Raw genomic sequence first — 11,792 nt, 5'->3', positions numbered from 1 at the left:
CCTTCCCCGATAGGAAGGCGCCTCCGTTATCCTCTCTACATCCGCACACAGCACCAAAGCCTGCGCACGAACAACCAAAAGTCACGTGACCGCCATACCTCCTATCTCCCGTAAGAAGTGATGGACATACACACAGAGGCAGGTCTCCTGACTTGTGAATCAACGCTTCCTCCGCCTTCCCATTCCCCAAAAACGGGGTACAGTGGCAACTTGGAGGTCGCTCCTCACATACAGTGGCGGGACCGTGCCGGACTCTAACCGGCTTCCCTTTTCAGCTCTCGCGAGCACCTTGTGGTTTGTTGTTATTCAATTCTATGAAGTCTTCCAAAACTATATACCAAATAAATCTAGCTGTCTACAGACCCAAGTCTGCAAATGTCGCCATCTCCTGCACCAAACGAGTTGCCGATTGAAGCAACGGCATGGCCAGAACGGCTCCCGTTCCCTCGCCCAAACGCATCTCAAGATGCAACATCGGCGACAACTCCATCGCCTCCAAGAGAATTCGATGCGCAGGCTCCTGCGACAGATGCGATGCGAACAGATAGGGACCGACTTTCGGCTCCACTCGATACGCAACCAACGCCGCCGCCGCTGCAATCACCCCGTCCACGAGCACGGCCACTCCCTCCGATGCAGCTCCCAACACCACGCCCGCAAGCCCGGCGATTTCCAAACCGCCGACTTTCGCCAGCACATCAACCGCATCGTCCGGGTTCGGTTGGTTTACCTCCAACGCCCGCTGAATCACGTGGCCCTTGTGCGGGAGAACAGACTCTTCAATCCCCGTCCCGCGCCCGACCAATTCGGCCAGAGGGTGGCTCGTCAGCACAGAGGCAATCGCGCTGCTCGGAGTCGTGTTCCCAATTCCCATCTCGCCGAGCGCAATCACCTGCACGCCCTCGGAGCTCAACTTTCGAGCAAAGCCCATGCCCACTTCCAGAGCACGCACCGCTTCTTCGCGCGTCATCGCCGGACCCACCGCCATATTGTCGGTGCCCGGTTTCACTTTTTCCCGCACGATGTTTGGAATGTCGTCTTCACAAGCACTCCCGATATCCACGACATGAACGTCTGCGCCCATCTGCCGCGCCAGCACATTCACCGCCGCTCGCCCGTTCGAGAAATTCTGCATCATCAATCCCGTAACGGCCGATGGATACGCCGAAACTCCCTCCGCCGTCACCCCGTGGTCTCCGCACATCACCACCACCGCCCGACGTTCAACGGACGGCAACACCGTGCCTTGTATACCTGCAAGCCGGATGCCGATCTCCTCCAATTTTCCGAGACTGCCCAACGGTTTCGTCAATTGATCCCACCGACCGCGCGCCTCTTCCATGACCTCGACATCCAGACCTCGTACTTGTACCTCAACAGTTTTCAACATCTCTCTCATCCTCTCCCCGAAATGAATTTCGCCCGGACAAGCAAAAAAATCCAAGCTCCGCAAAGAAGCTTGGATTGTCCAGACCCAAAATAAGGTTCTTCCCCAATAGGCAGGTTTCCTGGCTCGTCGGATCATCCCTAATTCCTCGCCTTCCCAGCCCTCGAAAAAAAGGCCAGTGGCTTCGGACAGTCCCCGACCACAGTGGCGGGCCCGCGCGTCTCACGCTTCCCTTTTCACCTCGTCAGACGAGGCACCTATTGTGCCCCCATTCTAAGCCCCCTCGAAAATTTTGTCAAAAAAGTTTGAAGGGTTCCCCCTCAACCTCTCGTCTATAACAGCAACAATCTCCCCTGAGAGGAAGCGATCGGCGATGAAAGAATGGAAACGCAACCTCGCCCTGCTGGGCGTTCTCGTCGTTGGCATCGGGGCGGCAGGCTTCTACGCCCTCCCCACGATGTCCAGCCAGAACTACGAGGAAACCAAATCGACTGAAACATCCGGCATCCAAATCATCGACATCGAGGGATACGCCGCCAACGTCAACGTCACCCCCGGACCGGACTCCCAAGCGACGGCACATTTTCACGGTTACGGCCGCTCCGATGTGTACAGTCTCAAGATGCAAACCAACGGAGACACGCTGCACATCCTCATCGACCATCCCGACCAGCAGTGGAACTTCGGCTCCAATTCCCTAACTCTCGATGTCGTGATCCCGCAGAGAGACTTTGACCGACTGACCGTGAACACCGCCTCGGGCGACATCCATCTCCAAGACCTCAAAGCCAAAGCCTTGCTCTCCTCGACCGGCTCCGGCAACCAAGACGTCTCCAACGTCCAATCCGACACCCTCGCCCTCGACACAGCGTCCGGTGATTTGAACGTCGAGAACACCTCCGCCACCCTCGATCTGAAAACGGCATCGGGCAACATCACCGGCCACCGCTTGACAGGGAAAAAAATCAGCGCGGACTGCGCATCCGGCGACATCAACCTCGGCGGCCTGACCGGAGAAATCAAAACCCGCGTCATGTCGGGCAACATTAACCTCGACTACGACAAATTGAGCGCAACGCTTACCGCCTACACCGCTTCCGGCGATGTCAACGTAGACTTGCCGAACGATTCGTCGTTCGACTTGCACCACAAATCCGCGTCGGGTGATTTCAACTCCAACTTTGCCATGAACAACATGACGAATACCAACCACGAGCACAAAGGCACCGTCGGTTCCGGCGCAACGGCCGTCAACGTCGAAACGGTCTCCGGCAATTTGACCGTGCACAAAAAGTAAAGGGTCGCGCGTACAATCTGGTAAGATCAAGGGAACAGGAGGTATCATTCCCATGAACTTCACACCCGAACAACGCGCCGCCGTTTACGAAGCGATCCACAACCGCCGCGACATTCGCAAATTTTCCCCCACGGAACTTGAGGAAGACAAAGTCCAACGCATCCTGCTCGCCGGACATCATGCGCCGTCCGTCGGCTTCATGCAACCCTGGGACTTCATCCTCATCTCGTCGTCAAGTCAAAAGGAAGCCCTCGCCCTCGCCGCCGACAAAGAACGCCGGGCACTCGCCATCCACTTCGCCGCCGAAGGACGCGATGACAAGTTCCTGCAACTCAAAGTCGAAGGCTTGCGCGAAGCGCCGCTGACCGTCTGCATCACCTGCGATCCGACACGAGGCGGTGACCATGTGCTCGGCCGAAACTCGATCCCCGAGACCGACATCCTCTCCGTCGCCTGCGCGATCCAGAACATGTGGCTCGCCGCCTACGCCGAGGGCATCGCGATGGGCTGGGTCTCTTTTTACAAAAAAAGCGACGTCCGCCGCATCCTCGCGATCCCGCCGCACGTCGAACCGGTTGCCCTGCTTTCCTTCGGCTACACGGACCACTACCCCAAGCGTCCGATCCTCGAAGAGTCAGGCTGGGCCAAGCGCACCAACTTCGATTCCCTGATCCACCATGAAACGTGGTAAGAAAAAAAGACCGTGTTCGCCCCCCGGCGAACACGGTCTCTTTTTGTGAAAACCCCTAGTGTTTGAGAATCTCAGCCAGTCGCTCGACTTGCTTCTGTACGTTGTCGAGCGCTTTCATCGATTCGTGCAAACGCATCGCTTCGTCCTCGACGGAAGCCAGCACTTCTTGCGTCGCGGCCGACGTCTGTTCGGTGACGGAGGAAGCGGTGGTGACTTCCTCGACGACTTGCAACGCTTGGGACGCGAACTGCGTTTGGCGTTGCAGCAATTGCTTCATCAACGTATCGATCGACGTGATGAACTCGCCGAGATTGTTGACGTTACCCAAGACGACCCCGAGTCGAGTCCCGTTCTCGATCTGGACACTCTCCCCGCGCAGAACTTGCTCCTCGACGGTGACCGCTTGCTCGTAGATGCGGGCGAGAATGTCTTGGATGCGCTTCGCCGACGTTTGCGACTGATCGGCCAACTTGCGCACTTCGTCCGCGACGATCGCAAACCCGCGGCCATGCTCCCCCGCACGAGCCGCTTCGATGTTTGCATTCAATGCGAGCAACGAGGTCTGGTTGGAAATTCCCGTAATCGCTTCCACGATCTCGTTGATGTGATTGGCTTGTTCGCGCAACTCGCGAATGACGGAGACCGACTGGGCCATCACAACGTCCAACGTCCGCATGTGCTTGCCGAACTGCTCGATCGTCTGGCGGCTCTCCTGCGACAGAGCATGGCTTTCCGTGACGTTGACCGCCGCGTCTTGCACTTGCCCGACGAGTTCCTTCATCGCCACTTCCATCGACTGCAATTCAAACATGGAGTGGTTCATGCTCTCCGCTTGCGATTGCGCGCCGGCGGCGACTTCTTGGAACGCGTTGCGAATTTCGGCGGACGATTCGCGCGAGGTAGTCATGTTGTGCAGGAGCAGAGAGAAGTTCGCTTGCAATTCTTGCACCGTTTCCACGATCAATTGCTGCGTGACTTTGAGTTCCTCCGCTTGTTCCTTCGTCGCTTCCGCTTCCAAAGCCAAGCGACCCATCAACGTATGTCCAATCGATGCCACGCCCCACAGTGCAAGCGTGGTGATCAGCAAGAGCAAGAGTTGAGTCGGCAGGTCGTTCATCGAGCTCGTCGTGAACAGGATGCCTTTGCCAACCGTGTAGCCAAGCACCGTCAACAGCGTCGAGAGCCCCCATGTGTACCAAACCACTCGGCCGTTCAGGTACAGGACCGAAACGCCGAGGATGAAATACAAGATTTGAAAAATCGGCGCATGGTGGTTGAACAGGAAGAACAACAGCCCTGCCATCCCCACGAGCAGAGTCATGATCACATACTTAAATGCATCCCTCAGTTTTTTAATATTCGAGAACACCGACCCTGTTACGGTCAACACAAACCCACCGATCAGATAGATCGGATACGGCATGTCAAACACCGAATTCGGTGCCGTCATCGCGATTTCCACAATCCCCAACGCATAGCTGAACCAAATGATGAACATTAACAAACTGTTGCGTCGTTCAATTTGTTCAAGACCCGAAAAACAGCGTTCTTTCACCCATTTCCACACTTTGTTGTCCTCCTCTATCTTGTTGAAACAACCCCATTCTAGCCGAAAAATTCGCCAATTCTCGACAATTTCCTGCAACAAAAAAGGCCCCTTTGAAAAAAAGGGACCTCTTTTTGACTTTTACTGAAGTTTAGGGTTAAGTAAGTTCGTTTTTCCGTATTTAAAGTGCAGAGAATCCAAGTGTTCATACAGGGTGGGAACGACCGATAGATCGCCCGCCGAGAGCGTTCCGATGAGGTCGAGCGCCTGTGCCCGGTCTCCTTCTCCGTCGACGTGCTTCTTGAGAAAGCCCCAGATGTGGGTGAGCAAGTTGACGAGATTGGTCTCCTCAATCTCACAGGTAAGCGCGGTGAAAAAGGCGTGAAACACGCCGTCTTTTAACTCGGCAAACTCCATCTCGTGCTTGCGGTAGCGGTTGAACAGCTCGCGGATTCGGAAGTACGACGCCGGGTCGCCTTCGAGGACGACGAATTTGCAAGTGTACCAGAGTTCTTCTAACCTCGTGACCGTATCGGCTCCGGCTTGGAGAGTGCGCAGGTCTTGGAGAACCTGCGCACGACGGATTTCGAGGCGTTGCCGGAATGCAGCATCTGCGATCTTCATCTAGGCATTCTCCCCCCGCTTCACGAGAGATTTGAACCAAGAGTTCCACGTCCCCAACTCACCGCCGAGGAGCAAGGGTCGAAACGCTTCGCTCACCTCTTGGAAACCCGGCCCGCCGAGCACGAATTGGAGTTGCGGGAAGACCCCTTGCAAGGTGGCGATCATCGTTTCCACACCCGGCAACAACTTCGGGTCTGTCAGCGACAGGGACGCATACTCGATGTGGTGACGTTCAATCAACAACTCCAACCCTTCGTTGGGCGTGTTCGTTCCTAAATAAATAACCTCCACCCCGTGTCGTCGCAAAAACAGCGTGAACAACAACAGCCCGATCTCATGCTGCTCCCCCGACGGGCAGAACGCCAACACTTTCGGCATGGCGGGATTCACTCCGAACACGTTGAAAAACTGCGAGAACTTCTGCTTCACGAACAAGCTCGCAAAGTGCTCCTGAGCCACCGTGACTTTGTGATTCTCCCACTCATCGCCGATCCGATGAAGCAGCGGTGCCAGCACATCGTGAAACACATCTTCAAAATGAAACATCGAAAACGCCAAGCTCATCAACTGGTTGGCCCGCTCGACGTCAAACGTCGTCAACGCTTCGTACAACCGCTCGCGAAGGGACTCGTAACTCTCGCCGACACGAAATTCGCCGTGCTCGGGCTCCTTGGGAACTCCTTGGCGTTGCTCCCGGATCTTCTCCAGCAACTTCACCGCTTGCGAGATGTTGACGCCCTTCTCCTCCGTCTGCACTTTCAACCAGCGCAGGTCTTCGATGTCCTGTTCCGTGTACAGCCGATGTCCCGATTCCGACCGAATCGGTGAGACGACGTTGTACCGCCGCTCCCACGCTCGGATCGTCACAGGCGGCATGTCGAGCAATTTGGAGACCGATTTTATGTTATACATGATCCCACGTCTTTCCCTTTCGAGTTATACAATCATTTTACAACCATGATACACAAAAAGGAACTCCACTGCCAGATATTCTTTGCCGAAGCGGGCATACTACTCAACGGAAATGCAAATGAAGGAGCGTGTACCCACTTTGGACATGAACAATCCGTTGAACTTGCCGCCGTCTGCTCACCAACCGGCCTCCGACCTTCAAGTGGTCTTTGCCAACGTCAACAACTTCGAAGGTCGTTTCAATTTAGAGAAGTCCGGCTTCGACCCGAACATGCCGGGGCATTCCACCAACCACCTCGACCAGATGGTGCTCCGTCAACCGCCGCGCACCGTGAAGCAAATCGGCGCCGGCATCTCGCTTCCTTATGAAGTGCGTCTGGAAATGGCGCTCATGCTCGATGACCACCAGTGCGCCCTGAGCGTTGCGCGCAATCAATATACCAAGCACCATTGGTTAACCGAGGGCGCAGAAGCGTTCCTCTCGCTCCACGAACTGCTCAACGAGCATATCGAGAAAACCAACAAGCACATCGACGACATCGGAGAGCGCGTTGCACGACTGGGCGGTGTTCCGACGGCCCACCCGGTCACACAACATGAATTGTCGTACATCAAGCACGAAGTGGAAGGCCGCTACACGATGCGCGATTACTTGCGCAACGACCTCGAACACGAGTTGAAAATCCAGCAGATGCTTCGCCAACAAATTACTCGTGCGCAGGAGCTCGGCGACCACGGCACCGTGCAAGTCTTGGAGGAAGTCCTCGTCGACCGCGAAGATCTCGGCTACCATTTGTACAGCAATTTGGAGGACGATACCCTCACCCGCGGGATGACTCATCTCTACGACGGCACCGACGATCTGCGCACCGACCGTCCGATGGACCCGGGCTCAAGCCTGCAATAACCCAGCTTCTGTTGAAAAAAGCGCCGCGTGCAGTGCGGTGCTTTTTTCTTTATAATGAGATAAGATTTCAAACCAAAGGGAGACGTGACCATGACAGAACGAAAACAGCCGCTCTACATGTTGTTTCCTGAATCGCTTTTGTCGTATCCGCCTGAGGTATCCGTGCCCCAGGGTTATCTCTTGCGCCCGTACCGCGACGAGGACGCCTCTGCGCTGACAACGCTCTTGGCGGAGGAAGGCTGGAACTTGGAGGAAGCGAAGTTTCTGGATTTTCTGAACCACTGCTTGCCCGACGGGCTTTTCGTCGTGGTCGAACGGGAGAGCGGCACCCTCGTCGCCACCGGTTCCGCGTTGCACAACCCGCAGGGCGGTCACTTCCGGTTCCCGTTTGGCGGATCGATTGGCTATGTGGTGGTGCATCCCGATCATCGAGGCAAGAAACTCGGCGAACTCGTGTCCGCCGTCGCCCTGCGTCGTTTGATTCGCGGTGGATACCGCACGATCTGGACCGGCATGGAAGACCATCGCCTGCCTGCGATCAAAACGTATTTGAAGTTGCGATTCGTTCCGTTCCTCTATGCACCGGAGATGGAAGAACGCTGGCACCACGTGCATATCCAACTGAACCTGCCCTCTCGTACGCAAGAGTGGGCGCAAGAGCTTCAACAAAAAAAGCCCCCCCAGAATCAGGAGGCCTTCCATGTCTAATTGGAAAGATGCAAGCACAACTGTAGTAATCTCCGTCTATCGCCCGCGTGTTGGTCAAGCGGACAGACTCGCCGAGATCGTGCGCAAGCACGCTCCGACCCTGCGTGCAGAAGGTCTGATCACCGACCGTCCGGTCACCGTCGCCGTTGCCGAGGACGGCTCCTTCATCGAAGTCTTCGAGTGGACATCCCTCGAAGCGGCCGACCTCGCACACTCCAACCCGAACGTCCAAGTGCTCTGGGAAGAGATGGGTCAGATCGCCGATTTCGCTACGCTGAGCTCGCTTGCAGAAGCACAGCGTCCGTTTTCGCCGTTCAAACCGTTTTAGACCCTACGCGTTCATCCCTGCCACTCGCCGTTCGCCTCTCAACTTCTGAAGTTGAGCGCGCAGGAACGGGATGACGAAGTAGTCGCCGCCAAACTTCCCTGCGTTGAAACCGGCCACGACGATGAAGATGCTCAAGAAGATCAAGTTCGGGTTGGTGGAGATCGCACCGGCGAACAGGTAGTTGAAGTTCATGAACATCGCCATCAGGGCGGCAAACGTGGTGAACACGCCGAGGATCAAGCCGATGCCGACCAGCAGTTCGCCCCATTGCACGAGGAAGTTAAACAGACCGACATTGGGCAATGCAAAGCTGTCGACGAAACTGCCGTACCAAGCTTGAACCGTCGGTTTCGCCGCGGTGGAGCCGGCGACTGCGCCTTTCAACAAACCGGAGGCATCAAACGCCTTGGCCCCCGTGATTTTGTGCCAGCCTGCGTCGAGGAACTTCCACCCGACATAGATGCGGACGAGTACGAGCAATGCTGCTGCTACTTTGCTGTTACGAAGCCATTCGTTCATGTAAATTCCGCCTTTCGTAATTAATGCTTTTTGATTTCAAGGTCATATTAACATCGAAATGAGGTCTTGTAAATGTCAAATCTTCCCGAATTTGTGTACATAATCCGACCAATCCGATCTGGATTTATCGAAGAGGTGCTTCCTGAGGAAATGGAGGTCATGGGACAGCACTTTGAATACTTGAAAGACCTGCTGGAAAAAGGCACTTTGCTCCTCGCCGGCCCGTGCCTGGATCGAACGATGGGCATCACCGTTTTCAAGGCAGAATCCATCGAAGAAGCCCGCGCCATCATGGAAAACGACCCGGCGGTGAAGCTTGGCGTCATGAGTGCCGAGCTGCATGAGTACCGCGCCGCGCTGTTTGCAGGACAGAAGTAAAGAGATGTACGTCCACGAAAAAAATCCCCACTCGCCGAGGCGAATGGGGATTCTTTTTATCCATCTGTCTATTTGTTGTAGAGGCCGGACATTTGGGAGAACGGGTAGTAGCGCACGAACGCTTTGCCGACTACGTTCTCGATCGGGAGCGTGCCCCAGTAGCGGCTGTCGTACGAGTTGTTGCGGTTGTCGCCCATGACGAAGATTTGACCGTCCGGAACGGTGAACGGTTTGTACTCCATCGTCGGTTTCTCCGCTTCATACGGCTCGTCAAGCGCTTTGTCGTTGACGTAGACGATGCCGTCCTCGACTTTGACCGTCTCACCCGGAAGAGCGATGACGCGCTTGATCAGATGGTCTTCGTCCGCCGGAACTTTCGCGCTCGGCGGCGGGGTGAACACGACGATGTCGCCGCGTTTGATATCTCCGAATTTGTAGGAGACCTTCTCGACGTACAAGCGGTCGCCCACTTTCAGCGTCGGCTCCATCGATTGGCTCGGAATGTAGAACGCTTCGGCAACGAAGTGTCGGAACAAGAAGACCAGGACCACAGCGATGACGATCGTGCGGACCCACTCGAAAATATTTTTTTTGGTTTCCGGCTTCAAGGCTCTCCCTCTCTCTCCATAACGATACTTGTGTACTGTAATCGTAGGTCATCCCGTCGGCAACGTCAATCCATATCGCCAACCCTCACAGAATGTTCATATCTGAAGCAAAATGAAACAGATTGATTCCCCTATTGAAAACTTACAGAATCTTCTAGTACAATTCGAGGAGAGCAGGCAGAATTCCTTTTTCGCACAGGAGGAGAGCTTATGAAAATCGACCGGCTGGATCATCTCGTGTTGACCGTACAGGATATTCCGACGACCGTAGAGTTTTACACTCGTGTACTCGGGATGGAAGTGGAAACGTTCCTCGGCGACCGCAAAGCGTTGAAGTTCGGCAATCAAAAATTCAACCTGCACCAGAAAGGCAACGAATTCGAACCAAAAGCCCTGCACCCGACACCCGGTGCAATCGACCTCTGTCTGATCACATCGGAACCGCTCTCAGACGTCATCGCACACCTGAAATCCTGCGGAGTCCCCCTCCTCGAAGGCCCGATCCAACGCACCGGAGCGACCGGCCCGATTCTCTCCGTGTACCTGCGCGACCCGGATCAGAACTTGATCGAGATCTCGAATGATCTGGACGTGTAATGCACATACTACCTTCGGCTTCGCGCGGCATCCACTTTCCAAAGAGGGGGTCATACGAATGAACCAACCCAACAACTGTTCCCGCGAATCGGTCGATCGTCTGATGGCGAAGATGGAAGGTCTGGAAGGGGAATTGGTAGGTCATGAGCGCAACGGTCACGTCCGTGCGCACCTCGGGAAAAGTTTTGGACGACCAGAGGGTGAAATTCGCGAAGACATCGACGAAGTTTCGGCCCAACTTCGACAGTGCAACCTCTGACGCCGACGAAGCCTGTTTGAGCAAAAAAGACTCCGCCACGCTTGTGGCAGAGTCTTTTTTTACGACCGATTGCTTGCGGTGGACTCCGACCCGTTCTCGTTCGTGTTGACAAAAGGAAGGAGTTGGCAGTATCTTTTATTTAGACACATGACTAATTATCTAATTCTCTAAATTCTATGCGTAGGAGGCTCTCTCATGATTTCGACCTCAACGATTGTCGGCATCTTGCTCGGTGCTCTGCTTGGCATTGCGTTCCCGATCATCCTGCTGGTGTACTACCGCCGCACGCAGAAAATATCGTGGAAAGCGATTGGCGTCGGGGCTTTGGTGTGGATTCTGTTCTCGCAAGTGTTGGAAAAAGCGATGCACGTCTACTTTTTGCAGTTCAACCAGACGACGGTGGAGCTTTTGAAAACTCCGTTCTACTACGCCCTCTACGGCGGTCTCGCCGCAGGTGTGTTCGAGGAGGTCGGGCGCTGGATCGGGTTCCGCTATTGGTTGAAAGGCAAGCGTGCGTACAACGACGGCATCGCCTACGGAGTGGGTCACGGCGGCGTCGAGGCCGTGTTGATCATGGTCTCGATGGTGGCGACGAATCTCGTGTACATGACGATGATCAACGCCGGGACGTTCGAGTCCCAACTGGGAGGGAAGGTTCCCGCCGATCAACTGGCACAAATCAAGTCGGGTCTTTTGGAACACGGTTTCGCCTACTACCTGCTCGGCGGCTTCGAACGCATCCCGGCGGTGCTGTTCCACATCGCCCTCTCGCTGGTCGTGCTCTACGGCGTTCGTTCCGGGCGCAAAGTCTTCTTGCTGTATGCCATTCTCTTGCACGCCGCGCTTGACTTTGTGGTGGCGCTGCTTAGCAAACTCGAAGTCAACGTGTTCCTCCTCGAAAGCATCACCCTCCTCGCAGGCATCCTCTCTCTGGTCTTCCTCCTGAAACCTGCGAAACGATGGTTCTCCCAGCAGGAATCTCTCCCTCCGAACGGGAACTCGATGGGTAGCAACCTGTAAAGGAAGGGATT

General features: G+C 55.3%; 15 protein-coding genes and 2 riboswitches. Of the genes, 9 read left to right on the top strand and 6 right to left on the bottom strand.

Going from position 1 to position 11,792, the window contains the following annotated elements; genetic code table 11:
- Positions 1 to 119: 119 nt before the first annotated feature.
- Positions 120 to 307: riboswitch (cobalamin riboswitch) on the bottom strand.
- Between the two features lie 48 nt (positions 308 to 355).
- Positions 356 to 1,390 carry a nicotinate-nucleotide--dimethylbenzimidazole phosphoribosyltransferase gene (gene cobT, locus JJB07_RS04010; RefSeq protein ID WP_236587596.1) on the bottom strand — a complete coding sequence of 345 codons (1,035 nt, stop codon included), beginning with the start codon at positions 1,388 to 1,390 and terminating at the stop codon, positions 356 to 358.
- 91 nt (positions 1,391 to 1,481) lie between these two features.
- Positions 1,482 to 1,663: riboswitch (cobalamin riboswitch) on the bottom strand.
- 97 nt (positions 1,664 to 1,760) lie between these two features.
- Between cobT and JJB07_RS04005 the strand changes: the two genes are divergently transcribed.
- Together JJB07_RS04005 and bluB are read left to right on the top strand one after the other, a co-directional pair.
- Entirely contained in the window at positions 1,761 to 2,684 is a 924-nt protein-coding gene (locus JJB07_RS04005) for a DUF4097 family beta strand repeat-containing protein (RefSeq protein ID WP_201631312.1), read from the top strand.
- 52 nt (positions 2,685 to 2,736) lie between these two features.
- Entirely contained in the window at positions 2,737 to 3,375 is a 639-nt protein-coding gene (bluB, locus tag JJB07_RS04000) for a 5,6-dimethylbenzimidazole synthase (RefSeq protein WP_201631310.1), read from the top strand.
- A gap of 55 nt (positions 3,376 to 3,430) precedes the next feature.
- Here the strand turns inward: bluB and JJB07_RS03995 are convergent, their stop codons facing one another.
- The 3 genes from JJB07_RS03995 to JJB07_RS03985 all read right to left on the bottom strand — a co-directional run bounded on the left by JJB07_RS03995 (position 3,431) and on the right by JJB07_RS03985 (position 6,457).
- Positions 3,431 to 4,942 carry a DUF4077 domain-containing protein gene (locus tag JJB07_RS03995; RefSeq protein WP_201631308.1) on the bottom strand — a complete coding sequence of 504 codons (1,512 nt, stop codon included), beginning with the start codon at positions 4,940 to 4,942 and terminating at the stop codon, positions 3,431 to 3,433.
- 120 nt (positions 4,943 to 5,062) lie between these two features.
- Positions 5,063 to 5,545 carry a DUF1722 domain-containing protein gene (locus JJB07_RS03990; protein WP_201631306.1) on the bottom strand — a complete coding sequence of 161 codons (483 nt, stop codon included), beginning with the start codon at positions 5,543 to 5,545 and terminating at the stop codon, positions 5,063 to 5,065.
- A complete protein-coding gene (locus JJB07_RS03985; protein WP_201631304.1) occupies positions 5,546 to 6,457 on the bottom strand; it encodes a MerR family transcriptional regulator in 912 nt (303 codons plus the stop codon).
- A 145-nt stretch (positions 6,458 to 6,602) separates the two neighbouring features.
- Between JJB07_RS03985 and JJB07_RS03980 the strand changes: the two genes are divergently transcribed.
- The 3 genes from JJB07_RS03980 (at position 6,603) to JJB07_RS03970 (ending at position 8,400) form a co-directional block, all read left to right on the top strand.
- Positions 6,603 to 7,364 (top strand): ferritin-like domain-containing protein, encoded by a 762-nt coding sequence (locus JJB07_RS03980; protein WP_201632722.1) that lies wholly within the window; start codon positions 6,603 to 6,605, stop codon positions 7,362 to 7,364.
- A gap of 90 nt (positions 7,365 to 7,454) precedes the next feature.
- On the top strand, positions 7,455 to 8,072 hold the full coding sequence (locus JJB07_RS03975; protein WP_201631302.1) for a GNAT family N-acetyltransferase: 618 nt from the start codon (positions 7,455 to 7,457) through the stop codon (positions 8,070 to 8,072).
- Entirely contained in the window at positions 8,065 to 8,400 is a 336-nt protein-coding gene (locus JJB07_RS03970) for a hypothetical protein (protein ID WP_201631300.1), read from the top strand. The genes JJB07_RS03975 and JJB07_RS03970 overlap by 8 nt, the downstream gene beginning before the upstream one ends.
- A gap of 3 nt (positions 8,401 to 8,403) precedes the next feature.
- Here JJB07_RS03970 and JJB07_RS03965 read toward each other — a convergent pair whose 3' ends face one another.
- Positions 8,404 to 8,919, bottom strand: coding sequence for a DoxX family protein (locus JJB07_RS03965; protein WP_201631299.1), 516 nt, complete (start codon positions 8,917 to 8,919; stop codon positions 8,404 to 8,406).
- A gap of 72 nt (positions 8,920 to 8,991) precedes the next feature.
- Here JJB07_RS03965 and JJB07_RS03960 point away from each other — a divergent pair, with 72 nt between their 5' ends.
- On the top strand, positions 8,992 to 9,297 hold the full coding sequence (locus JJB07_RS03960; protein ID WP_283809041.1) for a YciI family protein: 306 nt from the start codon (positions 8,992 to 8,994) through the stop codon (positions 9,295 to 9,297).
- Between the two features lie 68 nt (positions 9,298 to 9,365).
- On the opposite strand, the gene lepB is transcribed toward JJB07_RS03960, so the two are convergent.
- Entirely contained in the window at positions 9,366 to 9,905 is a 540-nt protein-coding gene (gene lepB / locus JJB07_RS03955) for a signal peptidase I (protein WP_201631297.1), read from the bottom strand.
- A gap of 210 nt (positions 9,906 to 10,115) precedes the next feature.
- Between lepB and JJB07_RS03950 the strand changes: the two genes are divergently transcribed.
- The 3 genes from JJB07_RS03950 to JJB07_RS03940 all read left to right on the top strand — a co-directional run bounded on the left by JJB07_RS03950 (position 10,116) and on the right by JJB07_RS03940 (position 11,781).
- A complete protein-coding gene (locus JJB07_RS03950; RefSeq protein ID WP_201631296.1) occupies positions 10,116 to 10,502 on the top strand; it encodes a VOC family protein in 387 nt (128 codons plus the stop codon).
- 58 nt (positions 10,503 to 10,560) lie between these two features.
- Positions 10,561 to 10,761, top strand: coding sequence for a hypothetical protein (locus JJB07_RS03945; RefSeq protein ID WP_201631295.1), 201 nt, complete (start codon positions 10,561 to 10,563; stop codon positions 10,759 to 10,761).
- A 195-nt stretch (positions 10,762 to 10,956) separates the two neighbouring features.
- Entirely contained in the window at positions 10,957 to 11,781 is an 825-nt protein-coding gene (locus JJB07_RS03940) for a YhfC family intramembrane metalloprotease (protein WP_201631294.1), read from the top strand.
- The last annotated feature ends 11 nt before the right edge of the window (positions 11,782 to 11,792 follow it).

Origin of the sequence: Tumebacillus amylolyticus (assembly GCF_016722965.1) — a bacterium.
In the GTDB taxonomy this organism is placed as follows: Bacteria; Bacillota; Bacilli; order Tumebacillales; family Tumebacillaceae; genus Tumebacillus; species Tumebacillus amylolyticus.
The sequence above is the reverse complement of the archived record's forward strand: the minus strand, read 5'-3'. Positions and strand labels throughout refer to the sequence as shown.

Excerpts from the sequence above, each read along its gene's own strand:
- bluB (WP_201631310.1), top strand. The coding sequence starts at position 2,737 with ATGAACTTCACACCCGAACAACGCGCCGCCGTTTACGAAGCGATCCAC.
- JJB07_RS03950 (WP_201631296.1), top strand. The coding sequence starts at position 10,116 with ATGAAAATCGACCGGCTGGATCATCTCGTGTTGACCGTACAGGATATT.
- cobT (WP_236587596.1), bottom strand. The coding sequence starts at position 1,390 with ATGTTGAAAACTGTTGAGGTACAAGTACGAGGTCTGGATGTCGAGGTC.
- JJB07_RS03940 (WP_201631294.1), top strand. The coding sequence starts at position 10,957 with ATGATTTCGACCTCAACGATTGTCGGCATCTTGCTCGGTGCTCTGCTT.
- JJB07_RS03960 (WP_283809041.1), top strand. The coding sequence starts at position 8,992 with ATGTCAAATCTTCCCGAATTTGTGTACATAATCCGACCAATCCGATCT.
- JJB07_RS03985 (WP_201631304.1), bottom strand. The coding sequence starts at position 6,457 with ATGTATAACATAAAATCGGTCTCCAAATTGCTCGACATGCCGCCTGTG.
- JJB07_RS03975 (WP_201631302.1), top strand. The coding sequence starts at position 7,455 with ATGACAGAACGAAAACAGCCGCTCTACATGTTGTTTCCTGAATCGCTT.
- JJB07_RS04005 (WP_201631312.1), top strand. The coding sequence starts at position 1,761 with ATGAAAGAATGGAAACGCAACCTCGCCCTGCTGGGCGTTCTCGTCGTT.
- JJB07_RS03970 (WP_201631300.1), top strand. The coding sequence starts at position 8,065 with ATGTCTAATTGGAAAGATGCAAGCACAACTGTAGTAATCTCCGTCTAT.
- JJB07_RS03965 (WP_201631299.1), bottom strand. The coding sequence starts at position 8,919 with ATGAACGAATGGCTTCGTAACAGCAAAGTAGCAGCAGCATTGCTCGTA.
- JJB07_RS03980 (WP_201632722.1), top strand. The coding sequence starts at position 6,603 with ATGAACAATCCGTTGAACTTGCCGCCGTCTGCTCACCAACCGGCCTCC.
- JJB07_RS03990 (WP_201631306.1), bottom strand. The coding sequence starts at position 5,545 with ATGAAGATCGCAGATGCTGCATTCCGGCAACGCCTCGAAATCCGTCGT.
- JJB07_RS03945 (WP_201631295.1), top strand. The coding sequence starts at position 10,561 with ATGAACCAACCCAACAACTGTTCCCGCGAATCGGTCGATCGTCTGATG.